Origin of the sequence: Dactylosporangium sp. NPDC049742 (genome assembly GCF_040674675.1) — a bacterium.
Lineage (GTDB): Bacteria > Actinomycetota > Actinomycetes > Mycobacteriales > Micromonosporaceae > Dactylosporangium > Dactylosporangium maewongense.
On the sequence record NZ_JBFANF010000011.1, the window covers coordinates 174,884 to 193,410 of the forward strand.

The 18,527-nt window shown below is 74.0% G+C and carries 9 protein-coding genes and 2 pseudogenes; 7 read left to right on the forward strand and 4 right to left on the reverse strand.

The genetic code is table 11. The annotated features are described in order from the left end of the window. Position 1: 1 nt before the first annotated feature. Positions 2–2,752 (reverse strand): AAA family ATPase, encoded by a 2,751-nt coding sequence (locus AB0J72_RS17015; protein WP_363399636.1) that lies wholly within the window; start codon positions 2,750–2,752, stop codon positions 2–4. Between the two features lie 116 nt (positions 2,753–2,868). Between AB0J72_RS17015 and AB0J72_RS17020 the strand changes: the two genes are divergently transcribed. Both AB0J72_RS17020 and AB0J72_RS17025 read left to right on the forward strand, forming a co-directional pair. Beyond that, complete coding sequence (locus AB0J72_RS17020) at positions 2,869–3,627, forward strand: alpha/beta hydrolase (protein WP_363399638.1); 759 nt, start codon at positions 2,869–2,871, stop codon at positions 3,625–3,627. Between the two features lie 95 nt (positions 3,628–3,722). Then, positions 3,723–6,551 (forward strand): BTAD domain-containing putative transcriptional regulator, encoded by a 2,829-nt coding sequence (locus AB0J72_RS17025; protein ID WP_363399640.1) that lies wholly within the window; start codon positions 3,723–3,725, stop codon positions 6,549–6,551. Positions 6,552–6,648: 97 nt separating this feature from the next. Here the strand turns inward: AB0J72_RS17025 and AB0J72_RS17030 are convergent, their stop codons facing one another. The 3 genes and pseudogenes from AB0J72_RS17030 to AB0J72_RS17040 all read right to left on the reverse strand — a co-directional run bounded on the left by AB0J72_RS17030 (position 6,649) and on the right by AB0J72_RS17040 (position 9,267). Further along, the gene (locus AB0J72_RS17030) at positions 6,649–7,446 is read right to left on the reverse strand and encodes an alpha/beta hydrolase (protein WP_363399642.1); all 798 of its coding nucleotides are present in this window, start codon (positions 7,444–7,446) and stop codon (positions 6,649–6,651) included. 35 nt (positions 7,447–7,481) lie between these two features. Further along, positions 7,482–8,117, reverse strand: a pseudogene (locus AB0J72_RS17035) (alpha/beta hydrolase); the annotation flags it as partial. Between the two features lie 16 nt (positions 8,118–8,133). Next, entirely contained in the window at positions 8,134–9,267 is a 1,134-nt protein-coding gene (locus tag AB0J72_RS17040; protein WP_363399644.1) for an MBL fold metallo-hydrolase, read from the reverse strand. Positions 9,268–9,494: 227 nt separating this feature from the next. On the opposite strand from AB0J72_RS17040, the gene AB0J72_RS17045 reads away from it, so the two are divergent. The 5 genes and pseudogenes from AB0J72_RS17045 to AB0J72_RS17065 form a co-directional block, all read left to right on the forward strand. Then, complete coding sequence (locus AB0J72_RS17045; RefSeq protein WP_363399646.1) at positions 9,495–11,903, forward strand: family 20 glycosylhydrolase; 2,409 nt, start codon at positions 9,495–9,497, stop codon at positions 11,901–11,903. Positions 11,904–11,982: 79 nt separating this feature from the next. Beyond that, complete coding sequence (locus AB0J72_RS17050) at positions 11,983–12,450, forward strand: hypothetical protein (protein WP_363399648.1); 468 nt, start codon at positions 11,983–11,985, stop codon at positions 12,448–12,450. A 343-nt stretch (positions 12,451–12,793) separates the two neighbouring features. Next, on the forward strand, positions 12,794–13,291 hold the full coding sequence (locus AB0J72_RS17055; RefSeq protein WP_363399650.1) for a sigma-70 family RNA polymerase sigma factor: 498 nt from the start codon (positions 12,794–12,796) through the stop codon (positions 13,289–13,291). Further along, positions 13,288–14,487 (forward strand): hypothetical protein, encoded by a 1,200-nt coding sequence (locus tag AB0J72_RS17060; RefSeq protein WP_363399652.1) that lies wholly within the window; start codon positions 13,288–13,290, stop codon positions 14,485–14,487. The genes AB0J72_RS17055 and AB0J72_RS17060 overlap by 4 nt, the downstream gene beginning before the upstream one ends. Before the next feature lie 1,580 nt (positions 14,488–16,067). Then, a pseudogene (locus tag AB0J72_RS17065) lies at positions 16,068–18,011 on the forward strand (FtsK/SpoIIIE domain-containing protein); the annotation flags it as partial. Positions 18,012–18,527 lie beyond the last annotated feature (516 nt).

Genomic DNA, 18,527 nt, shown 5'->3' on the forward strand with positions numbered 1-18,527 from the left:
GTCAGCGGCCGGCCTGGACGTGGACGAGGCCGGCCAGCTGGGATCGCGAGGTGATCTCCAGCTTCGGGAAGATGCGGTGCAGGTGTGAGCTGACGGTGCGGTGCGACAGGTACAGCCGTTCGCCGATCTCGCGGTTCGTCATGCCTTCCGCGGCGAGCTGCGCGATCTGCAGCTCCTGCGCGGTGAGCCGGTCACGGGCGTCGACGCCGCGCCTGCGGCTGGTCTCACCGGCGGCGCGCAGCTCCTGCCGCGCCTGGTCCCCCCACGGGACGGTGCCCAGGGTGTGGAACGTGTCCATCGCCGTACGCAGCTGGGCGCGGGACTCGGCGACCCGGCGCTGGCGGCGCAGCCAGCGTCCGTAGGCGAGCTGCAGCCGGGCCCGGGCGAACGGCCAGCGTCCGACGTCGACCTGCAACGCGGCCTGGAACAGCGCCTCGGCGTCGGTGTCGCCGGCGAGGACCGCACGGGCGTGCCGCAGCCCACCGTGCAGGGCCGGTGACGGAGTCTGCAGCGCGAACGTCTCGAGCTCGGCGACGATCCCGGCGACGGCGCCGGCCTGGCCGCTGTGCACGGCGGCGTCGGCGAGCTCGGCCAGGGCGAAGCAGCGCAGCGCCGGGTGGAACGAGGGGTCGACCGGGTCGTGCATCCGGCGGAACTGTTCGAACGCGTCGGCGTAGCGTCCGGCGCCGAGCGCGGCGAGCCCCCGGGCGAGCCGCGCGGTGGCGAGGACCGGCCGGACCCGGCCGGACATGGCGGCCTGCTCGGCGGCGCCGGCAAGGGCCTGAGCGCCCGGCTCGTCGCCGCGCAGGGCGGCGAGGACGGCAGCGGTCGCCTGGCCGATGCCGACGAACAGCGGCTGTGACGTCTCCCGGGCCAGGCGGGTGCACTCCTCGGCGGCCGGGATGCCGACGTTGAGGTCGGCGAGGTGGGCGGCGCTCCACGCCTGCGCCCCCGACGCCCGCGCGACGAGCCCGAGGCGGCCCTGCGCCCGCAACGCCGGCAGCGCCGCGGTGCAGCAGGCCTCGGCGAGGTCGAACGCACCGACCAGGACCGCGGCGCTACCGACCAGGCGGAGCGCCTCGGCGTTGCCGGCGGCCCGCTCCGCGCCGCGGCGAAGGCTGTCGATCACCGCGGCGCCGCGTTCGATCGGTGCCGCGAACGCGAGGATCGCCAGCAGGTCCGGGTCGTCAGCGGGAACCGGCAGTGCTTCGGCGACGCTGACGAGCCGGTGCCTGCTCGGCAGGTCCGCTTCGGTCCAGAATGATCGCAGCGCCGCACCGTTGAGCAGCCGGAGCGCGACGTCGACGTGCCCGTCGGCGGCGACCCGTTCAGCGACGTCGGCGACCCGTGCCGGTTGGCGGTGCTCGTCGCGGAGCCCGTCGCCGAAGCTGGCCTCGATCCACAGCAGCTGGGCCCGTTGCCATGAGGACAGTTCGACGGTTGCGGCGTCGCGCAGCAGCCGGTGGACCACGTCCTGCCGGCCGAGCTCGACGGCGGCCTCGGCGGCGCGCAGCAGCCGGGCGGCCCGCCGGACCGGGTCGTCGGTGAGCTGTGCGGAGCGTTCGAGGGCGGTCAGCGCCGCGACGGCCGCGCCGCGACGGCGGGCCGCGGCGGCGATCCGCTCGAGGTCGGCCGCGACGTCCTCGTCCGGTCCGTGGCTGGACGAGGCCCGGTGCCAGCCGCTGCGGTCGTGCTGACCCGCGAGGACCTGGGCCAGTGCGGCGTGCGCGGCGTGCCGTTGCTGGAGGTCGGCGTGCTGGTGGATGGCTGAACGCATCAGCGGGTGCCGGAACCGGATGCGGTCACCGTCGACGTCGACCAGCGACGCCGCGACGGCCGGCGGCAGGTCGCCGACGGTGACGGCGGTGCCGGCGACGAGCGTCGCCGCGGCGAGGGTCTCCGACAGGGCGTCACCGTCGTTGGTCGCGGCGACGAGCAGCAGGGTCCGGGTCGCCGCGGGAAGCTGGACCGCCCTGGCCGCGAACGCCTCCTGCAGCCGGTCGGTGAGCGGGCGCAGGGCCGCGGTCGCCGGGCCGGGCGGTCCGGACGCCACGGTGTGCCCGGCGGTGATCGTGCACAGCTCGACCAGGGCGAGTGGGTTGCCGGCGGCATCCAGCAGCAGCTGCCGTCGCACGCCGGCCGGCAGGTCGGCGGCGTGCGCGTCGAGAACGGCAGCGGCGGCGGTCTCGTCGAGCCGGTCCAGGCGCAGCTGCGGCAGGTCGGCGCCGAAGGAGGTGGGGAAGCCGTCGCGAACGGCGGCCAGCAGCAGCACCGGGTCCGCGTCGAGGCGCCGTGCGACGAACCCGAGGACCTCCGCGGTGGCCGGGTCCAGCCAGTGCGCGTCCTCCACGACGAGCAGGGCGGCGGGTCCTGTGGCGGCGTCGGCGAGGATGTTGAGCACGGCGAGCGCGACGAGGAACAGGTCGGGGGTGGCCACGTCGGCCATGCCGAACGCGCCGTGCACCGCGTCGCGCTGCGGGCCGGGCAGCGCCTCCGCGCGGGACAGGACGGGGCGCAGCAACTTGTGCAGGCCCGCGAACGGCACCCTGGCCTCCGCCTCGACGCCGGCGGTGGCGAGAACCAGCATCCCGCCGGTGGCGGCGACCCGGCGGGCCTCCGTCAGCAGCCGGGTCTTGCCGATGCCGGCCTCGCCGCGCAGCACCAGCGCGCCGCCGCGCTCGCGGACACCGTGCAGCAGCGCGGTCAGCTGCCGCAGTTCGGCGTCGCGGCCGTACAGGTGCTCGCCTGGCATACCGAAGGTCACCCATCCAGGTCGGCCCGCCCGTGTCGGTCCTGAGGGTACACATGCCGGCACGGTCGGTTCGAGGAGCGCTCCCACGTGTGCGAAGATGCTCCGACGCGGACATCATGACCGGACCGCCCAGTGTGCTGTTCATCCACGGTCCCTGGCTGCACGCCAGCTCGTGGAGCCCGTGGATCGAGCTGTTCGGCGAGGCGGGCCATCAGGCGTCCGCGCCGGGCTGGCCAGGGCATCCCGACACCGTGCAGGACGCCCGCGACAACCCCGAGAGCATCGCCGACCACGGCATCGACGACGTCGTGGAGCACTACGCCGTCCTGATCGCCACTCTGCCGGACCGGCCCGTCCTGGTCGGGCACTCCTTCGGCGGGATCGTCGCCGAGCGGCTGCTCGGGCAGGGCCTCGCGGCCGCCGCCGTCGCCATCGACGCCGACCGGATCACGGGCCTGCTGCCGGCACTGCCGCTGTTCAGGAACCCGGCCAACCGGCGCAAGGCGGTGTCGCTGACCGCGGAACAGTTCCGGTCCTTCTTCGGCGGCGCCGTCAGTGCGCAGGAGTCGGCCGAGCTGTACGACCGCTGGAGCATCCCGGCTCCCGGCAGGCCGCTGTTCGAGGCCACCGCCGCCGGCTTCGACCCGCACCGCTCCGCGGACGGGGACCCGGCCCACGCACCGCGCGGCCCGCTGCTGCTGATCACCGGTGGCGGACAGCACCACGCCCCGGCGACCCGGGCGACCGACGTCGTCGTGTTCCCCGACCGCGGCCACTGCCTGACCATCGACAGCCGCTGGCGGGCGGTCGCCGACGCCGCCCTGACGTGGCTGCGGAACCGATCCCTGTCGTCGCCGCACCCGGAGAGGAGCTGACCATGTCGAACGTCAACGAACCGAACTTCGCCGTCATGCCACGTACCGTCACATGACACAAGCGACGCCTGCCGCCGGGGCTCTACCGTCCGGTCATGGCCAACATGTGGTTCACCGTCCTGGGACCGGTCCGGGTCCGGCGGTCCGACGCAGAGGTCGACCTCGGCGCCCCCCAGCAGCGGTCCGTGCTCGCGGTGCTGCTGGCCCGGGCCGGGCAGCCGGTCGGGCTGGCGGAGATCGTGGACGTCCTGTGGGGCGAGGACCCGCCGGCGTCGGCCGTCAACGCGGTGCACCGCAGCGTCGGGATGCTCCGCCGAGCCCTGGAGCCGGACCTGGCGACCCGCAGCGCGGGCCGCTGGCTGACCCGCGCCGGCGGCGGGTACCGGCTCGACGGCGACGCCGACACGGTGGACCTGCTGCGGTTCCGGCGGTTGCTGGCGCAGGCCAGGGCCGACGGCGACGCGGGGTCCCGGGTGGCGCTGTTCGGGCAGGCGCTGGACCTCTGGCAGGGGCCCGCGGCCGGCACCGTCGCCGCGGAGATCCGCGGGCTGCCGGTCTTCGCCGCACTGGACCGGGAGTACGAGGCCACGGCCCGTGAGGCGGCCGACGCCGCGCTCGCCGCGGGGGCACCGGCGGTGGTGCTGCGGGCGGTGGAGGCCGCCGCCGACCGGGCCCCGCTGGACGAGGCGTTGCAGGCACGACTCATGCTGCTGCTCGCCGCGACCGGCCAGCAGGCGGCGGCGCTGCGCCGCTACGACACCGTCCGGGCCCGTCTGCGCGACGACCTCGGCCTCGACCCCGGTGCCGAGGTGGCCGCCGCACGCGACCGGGTCCTGCGCCCGACCGCGCCGGACCCGTCAGCCGTGCCGGCGCCGACCGTGCCGGTGACCCCGCGGGTCGCCCAGCTGCCACTGGACCCGGCCACGTTCACCGGCCGCCGCGCCGAGCTGGCCGCCGCCCTGGCCCTGCTGCCCGGCGACGCCTCCCCGACCTCGGTCGTGATCGGCTCGATCAGCGGCATGGCCGGCATCGGCAAGACCACCCTTGCGGTGCACTGGGCGCACCAGGTCGCCGGCCGCTACCCCGACGGCCAGCTGTACGTCGACCTGCACGGCTTCTCCCCCACCGGGCAGGTGATGGACCCGTCCGAGGCCCTGGCCCGATTCCTGGAGGCGCTCGGCGTCCAGCCGCACCGGATCCCGGCGAGCCTCGACGCCCGCGCCGCGCTGTACCGCAGCGAACTGGCCGGCCGGCGCATGCTGGTGCTGCTCGACAACGCCCGCGACACCGCCCAGGTCCGCCCGTTGCTGCCCGGCACGGTCGGCTGCCTCGTGCTGGTGACGAGCCGCGACCGGCTCGCCGGGCTCATCGCCTCCGACGGCGCCACCCCGATCCCGCTCGGCCTGTTCTCGCCCGACGAAGGCCGCCAGCTGCTGGTGCACCGGCTCGGCGCCGCACGGGTCGCCGCCGACCCGCGGGCCGTCGACGAGATCGTGGGCCGGTGCGCCGGGCTGCCGCTCGCCCTGGCCATCGTCGCCGCCCGCGGCGCCACGGACCCGCACCTGCCGATGGGGGTCCTGGCCGCGGAGCTGCGCGACGAGAGCGGCCGGCTGGACACGCTCACCACCGGCGACCCGGACAGCGACGTCCGGACGGTGTTCTCCTGGTCGTACCGTGCGCTCAACGCCGACGCGGCACGACTGTTCCGGCTGCTCGGCCTGCACCCCGGCGCGGACGTGCCGGTCCTCGCCGCGGCGAGCCTCGCCGGTCTCGCGCCGGGACGGGTCAGGCCGCAGCTCGGCGAGCTGGTCCGCACCGGCCTCGTCACCGAGCACACCCCGGCCCGGTTCGCCTTTCACGACCTGGTCCGGGCGTACGCCGCGGACCTCGTCCACACCGTCGAGCCCGACGCGGAACGCGGTGCCGCCGGTGCCCGGCTGGTGGAGCACTACCTGCACACCGCGCACCGGGCCGCGCTGCTGCTGGCGCCGGGGCGGGAACCGATCGTCCTCACCGCGCCCGGGCCGGGCACGACCGTCGAGCCGCTCGCCGACCAGGACCGGGCCCTGTCCTGGCTCACCGCGGAATACCGGGCGCTGCAGGCGTTCGTCGTCCGCCTCGCCGCCGCCGGGGCGGACGAGCTCACCTGGCAGCTGGCGTGGACGCTGGACACGTTCCAGCGCCGCCAGGGGCATGTGCACGATCTGGTCGCCAACCGCAGGACCGCGCTCGCCGCGGCACGGCGCCTGGCCGACCCGGCGGTCCTCGCCGACGCGCACCGCGACCTCGGTCACGCGCTGACCGGGGCGGGGTGTCCGGAGGAGGCACGCACCCACTTCGCCGCCGCCCTGGACGGCTATGTCGCCCTCGGTGACCTCGTCTGCCAGGCCCACGTCGAGCGTGGCATCGGCTACTCGTACCAGGTCGGCGGCCGGTACGACCGGCTGCTGCGGCACTGCCTGCGGGCCGAGAAGCTGTACCGGGCCGCCGGGCACCGGCTCGGGCTGGCCAAGGCGCTCAACGAGATCGGGTTCGCGTACACCACGCTCGGTCGGCCCCGCCTCGGCGAGCCGCGCTGCGAGCAGGCGCTGGAGCTGTTCCGCGAGCTGGGCGACCGGCACGGCGAGGCGGCATGCCTGGACAGTCTCGGCGCCATCCACCACGGCCTGCACGACCACCCGCAGGCGGTCCGTCACTACCGGCGGGCGGTCGAGCTGTACGCCAAGGAGGGTGACTCGTGCCAGGAGGCCGCGTCGCTGATCAGGCTGGGCGACGTGCACCACGACGCCGGTGACACCGACGCCGCGGGGCTCGTCTGGCGGGTGGCGCTGCGCATCCTGCAAGGCCTGCAGCCGCCGCAGCCGGAGCTGGTCCAGCCGAGGCTGAACCAGCTGGCCGGCGGACTCAACGCAGGAGGTCGATGAGCAGCCTCGTCATCTCGGCGGGCCGCTCCTCGTAGAGCCAGTGGCCGGAGCCCTCCACCACGGTGCCGGTGACATCGGTGGCGTACCGCTCGAGGCGTCAGGTGGTGGCTCGGGCCGCCGACTCGATGACCGTGGTCACCACGTCCGGCCTGGACACCATCGACAGGTGCGCCGCCTTGACCTTCGTGACCCTGCTCCCGGCCCGGTCGGCCATCTGCTGCTGCAGGGCCGGGGGCAGGATGTTGTCGGCGGTGCCCAGCACGTACCAGCTCGGCAGCGCCTTCCAGGCGACGGGCCCGGACGGCTCCAGCAGTGCGCTGAGCGTGACCGGCCGTTGCGCGGCCGCCATCGTCGCCGCGGTCGCGGCGGGCAGGTCGGCGGCGAACACCTGCGGGTAGACGGCGGTCTTGATGTACAGCTCGGCGTCGCCGGCGGGTGCGCCCGGGTACTGCACGACGTCGAACAGGGCGGCCGGGTCGCCGCCGGACTGCAGGCCGAGCACCGATTCGCCCTGGTCGGGGACGAACGCGTTGACGTACACGAGGGCCGTCACGTCCGGGTCGGACAGGGCGGCGTTGCTGATCACGGCGCCGCCGTAGGAGTGCCCGACGAGGATGACCGGTCCGGTGGTGCGCTGCTGCAGGAACGCCGCCAGGTACGCCGCGTCGCCGCTGAGACCGCGCAGCGGGTCCGGTGCGGCGAGGACGGTGTACCCGTCGTGCTGCAGGCGGCTGGTGACCTTGTCCCAGCCGGACGCGTCCGCCCAGGCGCCGTGCACCAGCACGACGGTCGGTTTGGGGCGCTGCGGGTGGCCGGCCGCCGCCGGCACGGTCAGGGCCAGGGCGGCGCCGGCCGCGGTGACGGCGACGATGACGGATCGGGCGAGCTTCGACACGAGGGCTCCTTGAAGTGGGGTGGGACGCTGCCGGGTCATCGCTTGAGGAAGGTCAGCAGTGCGGCGTTGACCTCCTCGGCGTGGGTCCACAGCAGGCCGTGCGGTGCGCCCTCGATCTCCACGTAGGACGCCTGCGGCAGCAGCCGCCGGAACGGGCGGGCGGTCGCGTCGATCGGCAGGATACGGTCCGCGGTGCCGTGCACGATCAGGGCCGGGACGTCGATCCTGGCGATGTCGGCACGGAAGTCGGTCGTCCAGGTCGGGACCGCGGCGACCGACGCGTGGGCCGACGCGCCCGCGGCCACCATCCAGCTGGCGTCGACGACCTGGCTGCTCAACCGGGTGCCGAGGTTCTCGTCGACGTTGTAGAAGTCGTTGTAGAAGTCGGTGAAGTAGGCGTACCGGTCCCTGGTGACGGCCTCGAGGATGCCGTCGAACACGGCGCCGTCGACGCCGGCCGGGTTGTCGTCGGTACGCAGCAGGAACGGTTCGAGCGCGGCGATGAACGCGGCGGCGCCGACCCGTTCCGAGCCGTACGTGCCGAGGTACCGGCCGACCTCACCGGAGCCCATGGAGAAGCCGACCAGGACGGTGTCGCGCAGGTCGAGCCGCGTCATGAGGGCGTGCAGGTCGGCGGCGAAGGTGTCGTAGTCGTAGCCGGTGGTCGGGCGCCCGGATCAGGGCGGATCAGGGGCGGACGCTGAAGGGCCCGAGCACGCCGGCGTCGATGCGCAGTGACTCGATCATGGCGAAGGCGTTGTCGACGGTGAACACGTCGGCCGCGGCCAGCACCCCGGCGTACTTGGCCGCGACGGGCTCGGCGGTGCGCCGCGCGGCCTCCTCGAGGTAGGTCTTGAAGATCGCCCACGCGTTGCCGGCCGGCAGGTACTTGCCGAAGAACGGTGCGGGGTCCAGAGCGGCCAGCGTCGCCCGGGCGCTCGCCTCCAGGTCGATGACGTACTGGCGTTGCAGGTCACCGTCGGCGCGGGTGCCGAGCCTGCCGAGGTGACCGCCGACGAGCGTGGTCCACGGGTACTGCATCGCTCTGCGCTGCGCGTCCGTCCAGCCCGGGATGTCCTGTGACACGGCGAGGTTCTTGAACGGCACCCATCCCGGGTAGAGCACGTCCACGACCATGAGCGTGGCGTGGGCCGGCGCGTGGACGAAGATGTTGTCGGGTGAGTGGTTGGGCCCGTGGTACGCCAGTTCCAGCCGTTCACCGCCGACGCGCAGCACGTGCCGGTCCTCGAACGTGACCGTCGGCAGCGGCCGGTTCGGGTCGCCCGCGGCGCGCAACAGCCGCTTCGTCTCCACGTGCGCGATGCGCTCGACCCGCCGGCCGAACAGCACGGCGGCGCCGATGTGGTCGGCGTGGGAGTGGGAGTAGACCAGGTGCGTGACCTGTCCGGGCCGCCCGTTCGCCCTGGTCACGTCCTGGACCGCCCGCAGCAGGTTGTGGCCGATGGTCGGCGGGGCGTCCACGAGGACGACGCCGTCGCGGGTGCTCAGCAGCATCGCCTGGTAGAAGCCGTCGGTGACCCAGTACAGCTCGTCCTTGATCCGCCCGACGTGGTATCCGTCGGCGTTGAGCTCGGGCCCGGCAGAGCCGCTGGGGATCGGCAGGTAGTCCGGCAGCCCTCCCGCGCCGGCCGGTGCCGCGTGCGCACCGCCCGGCAGCATCAGGGCCGCGGCGGGCACGGCCGTGGCGCTCAGCAGCCCGAGGACCGTGCGACGGCTCGCCTGGTGTTCGGTCGTCATGTCGTCTCCGCCGAGGAACCAGAACGGCGGTGCATCGCCTGCCACCGGATCAGGCACGGTCATCGGGTTCTCCTTCGATACGGTCTACGCGTCGGTGCAGCGTGGTGACCGTACGACCGGCCCGGTGGGCAAACTGTGCGCAAGAAGTTGACGGCCCGCGCCCACCGCCGAATGACAGGCCGCCCGGTGCGGCACAGGTCTGGCGCGTGAAGGTCCTTGACACGCCCCCGCCCAGGACATAGCCTCCCGTCAAATTCGCAGGTAACTTAACAGTTTCGCCGGAGGATGCCGTGCACCGTTCCCCGCGCAGCCTGCTGCTGGCCTCCGCCGCGGCCGTCGTGACCGTCGCCGCCGGCGCCGCCTGGGTGCTGGCAGGCTCCCCGGCCAGCGCCGCGGTGAGTCTCTCCGACGTCGTGCCCGCACCGGTGTCGGTGCAGCCCGCGGCCGGCGTGACCTACACGCTGCCGTCGAACGCCGCGATTCAGACCGCGGCCGGCGCCACCGACGTCGGCGACTACCTCGCCGGCATCCTCCGCCCGTCGACCGGTTACGCGCTGCCGGTCTCCACCACGACCGGCACGCCGGCGAGCGGCATCGCGCTACTGCTGTCCGGCGCCGACCCCAGCGTGGGCACCGAGGGCTATCAGCTCGACGTGACCGCCGCCGCCGTCACGCTCCGCGCCCAGACCACGGCAGGGCTGTTTCACGGAGTGCAGACGCTGCGGCAGCTGCTGCCGGCGAGCGTCGAGGCGCGGACCATCCAGAGTGGACCGTGGACGGTCACCGGCGGCCGGATCGTCGATTTCCCGCGGTACGGGTACCGCGGCGCGATGCTCGACGTGTCCCGGCACTTCTTCGCCCCCGATGTGGTGAAGCGGTACATCGACGAGATCGCGCAGTACAAGATCAATACCTTGCACCTGCATCTCTCCGACGACCAGGGCTGGCGCATCGTGATCGACGCCTGGCCGCAGCTGACGACCGTCGGCGGCAGCACCCAGGTCGGCGGCGGCGCGGGCGGCTACTACACCAAGGCGCAGTACTCCGACCTGGTCTCCTACGCGGCGTCGCGGCAGATCACCATCGTGCCCGAGATCGACATGCCGGGGCACACCAACGCCGCGCTCGCCTCCTACGCGCAGCTCAACTGCAACAACACGGCCCCGCCGCTCTACACCGGCACGGCCGTCGGCTTCAGCTCGTTGTGCGTCAGCAAGGAGGTCACCTACACGTTCGTGCAGCAGGTGCTCAACGAGCTCGCCGCCATCACCCCCGGGCCGTACCTGCACATCGGCGGCGACGAGGCGTCGAGCACCCCGCCGGCCGACTACACCACCTTCATGAACCGCATCCAGCCCTTCGTCGGCACCGCCGGCAAGACCGTCATGGGCTGGCACCAGATCGGTCAGGCCGCCCACACGACGAACCGGGTCGCGCAGTACTGGGGAACGTCCACATCGGACGCCGACCTGAGCGCGGCGGTGAGCAAGGGCGACAAGATCCTGCTGTCGCCGGCGAACAAGGCGTACCTCGACATGAAGTACACCAACTCGACCCCGCTCGGCCAGACGTGGGCCGGCCTGATCGAGGTGCAGACCGCCTACAACTGGGACCCGGGCGCCTACCTCTCAGGCGTTCCGGCCAGCGCGATCCTTGGCGTCGAAGCTCCACTGTGGACCGAGACGATCACGAACCTGGCCGGCATCGAGTTCATGGCGTTCCCGCGGCTGCCCGCACTCGCCGAGCTGGCGTGGTCGCCGCAGTCGGCGCGCAACTGGGACACCTTCAAGGTACGGCTCGGCGCCCAGGGTCCACGGTGGACGGTACAGGGGATCAACTTCTACAGCTCGCCGCAGGTCCCGTGGGGCACGCCGCCGGTGACCCGCAGCGCGTACACCCAGATCCAGGCCGAGAGCTACAACGCGCAGTCCGGTACGCAGATCGAGACCACCACCGACACCGGCGGCGGCCAGAACGTCGGCTACGTCACGCCCGGCGACACGCTCGCCTACGACCTCGACTTCGGCGCGGCGTCGCCGGCCTCGGTCACGACCCGGCTGGCCTCCGGCGCGGGCAGCGGCACCATCCAGTACCGCCTGGACTCCGCCACCGGCCCGATCATCGCCAGCGTCCCGGTCACCTCCACCGGCGGCTGGCAGGCCTGGACCAGCACCACCACCAACCTGACCGGCACGGCCACCGGCGTGCACCGGCTGTACCTCACCTTCACCGGCACCGCGGGCACCGACTTCGTCAACCTCAACTGGCTGCAGTTCACCGCCGGCGGCGGCCTCCCCAACGCCTACAGCGTCCGGCAGGCGGAGGGATTCAGCAGCCAGTCCGGCACCCAGACCGAGGCCACCACCGACACCGGCGGCGGCCAGAACGTCGGCTACGTCACGCCCGGCGACTGGCTCGGCTACACCAACGTGGACTTCGGCACCCCGACCGCGGCATCGGTGACCACGCGGCTGGCGTCCGGCGCGGGCAACGGCACCATCCAGTACCGCCTGGACACCACCACCGGCCCGATCATCGCCAGCGTCCCGGTCACTTCCACCGGCGGCTGGCAGGCCTGGACCAGCACCACCACCAACCTGACCGGCACGGCCACCGGCGTCCACACCGTCTTCATCACGTTCACCGGTACAGCGGGCGCCGACTTCGTCAACCTCAACTGGTTCCAGTTCAACCGGTAGTGCGCGCCGCTGCACCCGCTGCTCGCCCGGGTCGGCCGCCGGGACGGTGGGTCTCTCACCGTCCCGGTAGGTTGTTCGGGTGGCGAACCTGCCCGCAGCGCACGTGTCAATGCGTCAATCCCGGTGCAGCTCAGCGGAGTCGCAGCATCGGCCTCCGGCGCTCACTTCCCGCTACCCCGCGGATGAACCATCGGGTGAGGCTTCGGGGCTACCGCCGGAGGTGACCGGTGACCACGGCGGCACAGTCATCAAGTCGATTTCCGGCAGACGGATGTTCACGGCGGACCGGACCGGCAACGCGTTGCGAATGAACGTCTTCGAGTCCATCGCCGGCACCGCGTCGCGGAAACGCGGCGGCCGGATCCTGCACCCCAGTGGCCGGACGTTCACCGGTGAGCTCCAGGTCTACGGGTCTGCCGGATGGAACTCGGGCGCGGCACTGCTGGACCGGCCCGGCAGACACCGGGCAACGGTGCGGCCGTCCAAGGGCGCAGGACAGGGGCCGGTGACTGCGGCGCCGCCGAAGAACTGGCTCGTATCCGCCTGACGTGATGCCGGGTAGGTCTTCGGCCGTTCAACGACGCTGATTGCGACCGCTTCGCCGCCGTAGCGGCGGGACATACGCCACAGCATGTCGTCGGAGTAGCCGTTGACCTCGACGTCAACATCAAGCCCGAGCCCGACGCGCCCGCTACACGCGACGACACGCGGATCCAGTGGCGTCCCTCGTACGCGTCGACGTCGTATAGCTGTCGGCCAATGAATGAACACGCCATGTTCATCTTCGGCTACCCGTAGGCAATCCGGCGCTGTAAGTGTGGGCACGGAAGTGCTCAATGAACGACCATCCGAGCGCTTCGTACGAATGTACGCGAAAGGCTGCGCCCAACGTGAGCTCTGGCGATGCCGCCCGCGACCTCGGCGAACAACGCGCCGCCCTGCACCGCTACGTGACCCGGCTCGTCGCCCCCGACCTGCACCAGGCCGAGGACATCGTGCAGGAGACCCTGCTGCGCGCGTGGCAGCACGCCGACCAGCTCGACTGGGCCGAGCGGCCGATCCGGCAGTGGCTGTTCAGGATCGCGCGAAACCTCGTCGTCGACGCCTGGCGCAAGGACCGCAGCGTGCCGATCGGGATCGCGGCCGACCTGTTCCCCGAGCGGGCCGACCGCGGCGACCTGGCCGAGACCGTCGCCGACCGGCACCTCCTGGTGCACGGGCTGCGGCAGCTGCCGGCCCGGCACCGCGAGATCCTGGTGCACGTCCACCTGTTCGGACGCGGCGGCGACGACACCGCGGCGGCGCTCGGCATCCCCCGCGGCACCGTGAAGTCCCGCACCCACCACGCGCTGCGGGCCATGCGCGTGGTCCTCGGGGAGGCGGCATGATCGCGTACCTGTCGGCGCACCGCGGGCCGATCAGCGCCCTGCTCGGCGGTCTCGGCCTGCTCGTGCTCGCCCTCGTCCTGCTCCAGCGCGCGGTGCGGCGGGCCGGCGGCTGGCGGGTGGTGCGGCGCCGGTTCGCCCACGAGGTGCGGCGGACGGCGGCGGCGTTCGGGCGGCCCGTCCGGCGCTGGTGGCGGTACCGGCGACGGCTCAAACTCCTCAGAGGACTGCTCGCCGACCCGCAGACCTGGACGACCGCCGAAGCGGCGCTGCGCGACATCCCGCTGCCCGGCCGGCGGCAGCCCTACGCCGTGATCCTCGCCGGCGACGCCGTCGGCGTGTACTTCGCCGGGGCACCCTGCGTGGTCCCCGACGACTCGCCGTGGACCGCCGACGAGGACGACCCGCTGCTGTGGTGGACCCCACCGGACCTGGGCGCACCCGGCGACGCGACCCCGGTGCTGGTGGCGGCCGGCGTGGAGGACGCCCGCGGCGGCGTGGTCTTCCTCGACCTCACCGCCGGCCCCGCCACCGTCGCCACGACCGGCGACGACCGCACCGGCCGCGCGCTCGTGCAGTCGATCGCCGCCCAGCTCGAGGCCCGCCTGCCCGGCGGCGTGGTCACCATCGGTCCCGGCGTGCATCCCGGGTTCGCCGGCGAACTGACCACGCCGGCCAGCGAGTTCCTCATCTGCGCGGGTGTACCCGGCAGCACGCGCACCGATCTGCGCACCGTCCGCATCGGCGGCGCCCAGGGCCATGCCAGGCTGCTCGCCGCCGACCGCACGGGACTCGTCCGCCCGGCCGGCACCCCGCTCGTCCTCGACGTCACCGCGCTGCCGAGATCGGTCGTCCGCACGCTCGCGACGATCCCGCCCGCGCCCCGGCGCCCGGACACCGGCCCACTCCTGGACGAGGACGCCTTCGTGGCCTCCCTCGACGACCCGTCGTCCCGGCCGCCGGACCGAGGCGACCCGACGTCCCGGCCGCCGGACCGGGCAGCGACGGCTCCGGAGGCGGACCCGCAGGCGGCAGCGCCCTCGCATCGGCCGGCAGTGCCGCCGCCGGGGGACGCTGCCAGCGCCGGGGCGCCGCCGCCCATCCGGCCGGTCAGCGCCACCACGCACGACGAGGACGAGTTCGACGAGCCGGAGCGCCCCGCCCCGGGCGTGTCCGCGACCACGGGGATGCCGGCATGAACCTCACACTCACCACCGTCGACGGCATCGACGGGACGCGCCGGGACCACCTCGTCGACCTGCCCGGCGCCTGCACCGTGGCCGAGCTCAGCGCCGCCCTCGACCGGCCCGCCGACGACGGGAGCGCGGCCAGGTTCCTGGCCGGAGCCGGGCCGGCCAGGAAGGTGTACCTCGACGGCGTCGAGGTGCCCCTCTCCGCCCCGGTGCACGGCTCCGGCATCCGGTCGGGAGCGGTCCTGGGTCTGGGCCGGCCCGTCCGGCGACGGGACCTGGTCCGGCCCGACCCGGCCGACGCCGGCCCGGTGCTCGTCGAGCTGCACGCGGTCTCCGGGCCGGCCGCCGGCCGGAGCTGGCGGCTCACCCCGGGCAGCTGGGAGATCGGCGCCGCCGATCACTGCGCGATCAGCGTCGACGGCCCCGACGCGCCCACCGGCGGGCTCTGGGTGACGGTCTCCACCCGAGGGACCGTGACGTGGCACCGCGAGCCCGGCGACGACGGCGAGGTCAGACCGGCGGTCGTGGAGCCGCCGTACGCGTTCGACCCGGAAACCGGCATCACCCTCGAGAGCGCCGGACGGCCGCCCGTACCGGACGCGCAGCACGACGACGAGCCCGGCCGGCGCTGGGAGCCCGGCACCGACCTTGCCGTCGGTCCGGTCCTGCTGAGGCTCGTCGCCCCGGTGGCGGCCGACGCCGCGGTCACGGACGCCGCCGACGGGATCGGCCTGGACTACAACCGGCCGCCGCGGATCGCGCCGCATCTGGACGCCGAGCGGGTCCGGCTGCCGAACCCTCCGACCAAGCCGCCGCGCCAGCCCTTCCCGATGCTGATGCTCGTCGCACCGATCGTGCTCGGGCTGGTCCTCGTCGGGGTGTTCCGCTCGTACTTCTACCTGGTCTTCATCCTGTTCACGCCGGTCATGGCGGTCACCAACTGGATGGTCGGGCGGCGCGGCAACCGCAAACAGCACGAGGACCAGTGGCGGCGGTACCGGCTGCGGATGGACTCCCTGCAACGCGAGATCCACGACGCGGTCCGGCAGGAGCGGCACGTGCGCTGCGTGACCGGACCCGACCCGGCGACGCTCGGCCTCGTCGCGACCGGCCCCGGGGTGCGGCTGTGGGAGCGGCGCCGGCGGGACCCCGACCACCTGCTGGTCCGGCTCGGCACCGCCGACCTGCCGTCCGTGAAGGAGATCGACGACCCGGGCCGGGACGAGAACCACCGCACGGTGCGCTGGAACATCCAGGACGTGCCGGTCGGCCTGGAGCTCGCCGAATACGGCGTCGTCGGCGTCGCCGGCCCGGCCGCGCCGGTACAGGCGCTGGCGCGCTGGTTCGTCGCGCAGAGCGCCGTCCTGCACAGCCCCCGCGACCTGCGGGTGGTGGTGCTCACCGAGCCGCAGCGCAGCGACGGCTGGGACTGGGTCCGGTGGCTGCCGCACCTGCGGCCCGCCGGTGGGGGCGGCCCGATGGTCAGCGTCGGCAACGACCCGGAGAGCGTCGCCAACCGCGTCGCCGAGCTGGTCGCCCAGGTGCAGGCGCGCCAGAGGGCACTCGGCTCGTCGCTGGGCAAGGCCATGTTCACCGACCCCGACGTGCTCGTCATCCTCGACGGCGCCCGCCAGCTGCGGGACGTCCCGGGCGTCGTGCAGCTGCTCACCGAGGGCCCGCGGGTCCGCCTGTTCAGCATCTGCCTCGACGAGCAGGAGCGGCTCCTGCCGGAGGAGTGCACCGCGGTCGTCGTGGCCGCCGCGACGACCGTCACGCTGCGCCGTACCGGCAGCGCCGACCTCACCGGCATCCGCGCCGACCTGGTCGACGTCGGCTGGTGCGAGTGGCTCGCCCGCGGCCTCGCCCCGCTGCGCGACGTCAGCCCCGAGCACGACGCCGGGCTCCCCCGCGAGGTGCGGCTGCTGGACCTGCTGGACCTCGAGCCGCCCGACCCCGCCGAGCTGCTGCGCCGGTGGGAGAAGCGGCCGGCCAGCACCACGTTCGCGCTCGGCCGCGGCTACGACGGGCCGCTCGCGCTGGACCTGGTCCGCGACGGGCCGCACGGGCTCGTCGCCGGCACCACCGGGTCCGGGAAGTCGGAGCTGCTGCAGGCGTTCGTGGCGTCGCTCGCCGCGGCGAACCGCCCCGACGAGCTGACCTTCGTCCTCGTCGACTACAAGGGCGGCAGCGCATTCCGGGAGTGCGCCGAGCTGCCGCACACCCTGGGCATGGTCACCGACCTCGACGCGCACCTCGTGCAGCGGGCGATGGACTCCCTCGGCGCCGAGCTCCGCCGCCGGGAGCGGATCCTCGCCGCCGCCGAGTGCAAGGACCTGCCCGCGTACCGGGCGAAACGCGCCGCCGACCCGGCGCTGCCCCGGCTACCGCGGCTGCTGCTGGTGATCGACGAGTTCGCCACCCTCGTGCGTGAGGTGCCGGACTTCGTGCCCGGCCTGATCGGCATCGCGCAGCGGGGCCGGTCCCTGGGCATCCATCTCGTCCTCGCCACGCAACGGCCGGCCGGGGCGGTCACCCCCGACATCAAGGCCAACACCAACCTGCGGATCGCGCTGCGGGTCACCGACACGGTGGAGAGCCAGGACATCATCGACACCGGCGAGGCCGTCACCATCTCGCCCGGCAACCCGGGCCGGGCGCTGGTGCGCGCCGGGCACCGCACGACCGTGCCGTTCCAGGCCGCGTGGGTCGGGGCCGGCCGGCACCCCGAGGGCACCGCACCTGTCGCCGCGGCGCCGCTGCGCACCGCGGAGCTGTCGTGGCAGCGGCTCGGTCGCCCCGTCGACCTGCCCGCCGCCGACGTCGACCCGCATGCCCCCACCGCGCTCGTGCCCACGGACCTGCAGGTCTTCGTCGCCGCGGTGAACGAGGCCGCGGCCGGCCTCACCGACCTGGTGCCGCAGCCGAGCCCGTGGCTGCCGGCGCTGCACGAGCGGGCGCTGCTGGCGGAGCTGACCGTCCAGCGGGAGACGCCCGTGCACGAGAGCGTGCCGCCGCTGATCCCGTACGCGCTCGAAGACATCCCGCAGCTCCAGCAGCGCCGGGTCGCGACGGTCGACCTCGGCACGTTCGGCCACCTCTACGTGATCGGCGCGCCGCGCTCCGGCCGGACCCAGGTGCTGCGGACCATCGCCGGCGCCGCCGCACAACGGACGAAGGTCCGCGACGTGCACCTCTACGGCATCGACGCCGCGGGCGGCGGCCTCACCGCCCTCGAAGCGCTGCCGCACTGCGGCGCAGTGGTGTCGCGGCACGACATGGAACGCCTCGAACGCCTCCTGCGCCGCCTCGGCCGGGAGCTCACCGAGCGGCAGGAACGCTGCGCCGCGCTCAGCTGCGCCGGGCTCGTCGAGCTGCGCCGGCGGCTGCCCGCCGCGGAGCGGCCGCCGCACATCCTGCTCTTCATCGACGGCTGGGACGCCCTCGCCCCGGTCCTCGACGAGCACGACCAGGGCCGGCTCCTCGGCGACGTCACCAGGATCGTGCGGGAAGGCGCCGCCGCCGGCATCCACGTCGTCGCCACCTCCGAGCGGGCCCTGCTCGGCGGCCGGCTCGCCGCGCACAACGACCACAAGCTGCTGCTGCGCCAGGCCGACCGCAACGACTACCAGCTCGTCGGCATCCTGCCGAGCAAGGTCCCGGCGACGATCGTGCCCGGCCGCGGCTGGCACGTGCTGTCCCGCACCGAGACGCAGGTCGCGCTCCTGGACCCCGACGACAGCGGCCAGGCCCAGGCCGCCGCCCTGCGCAGGATCGGGGCCGCGGCCGGCACCCCCGCGCAGCAACGACCGTTCACCGTCGCCGGCCTGCCCACGTCCGTCGCCTTCACCGACGCCTACGAGCAGGTCCCCGCGTCCCTGCGCCGCCCGATGTGGGGGCTGCTCGGTGTCGGCGGCGACGACGGCACCGCGGTCGGCGTCGACCTCGCCACGACGTCGGCGTTCTACGTCGGCGGCGCACCCGGCACCGGCCGCAGCAACGCCCTGGCCACCCTCGCGGTGTCGCTGCTGGCCGGCGGTACCGGCCTG

Bases quoted from the DNA above. Each gene is read 5' to 3' on its own strand.
- AB0J72_RS17015 (WP_363399636.1), bottom strand. From the start codon at position 2,752: ATGCCAGGCGAGCACCTGTACGGCCGCGACGCCGAACTGCGGCAGCTG.
- AB0J72_RS17020 (WP_363399638.1), top strand. From the start codon at position 2,869: ATGACCGGACCGCCCAGTGTGCTGTTCATCCACGGTCCCTGGCTGCAC.
- AB0J72_RS17025 (WP_363399640.1), top strand. From the start codon at position 3,723: ATGGCCAACATGTGGTTCACCGTCCTGGGACCGGTCCGGGTCCGGCGG.
- AB0J72_RS17040 (WP_363399644.1), bottom strand. From the start codon at position 9,267: ATGACCGTGCCTGATCCGGTGGCAGGCGATGCACCGCCGTTCTGGTTC.
- AB0J72_RS17060 (WP_363399652.1), top strand. From the start codon at position 13,288: ATGATCGCGTACCTGTCGGCGCACCGCGGGCCGATCAGCGCCCTGCTC.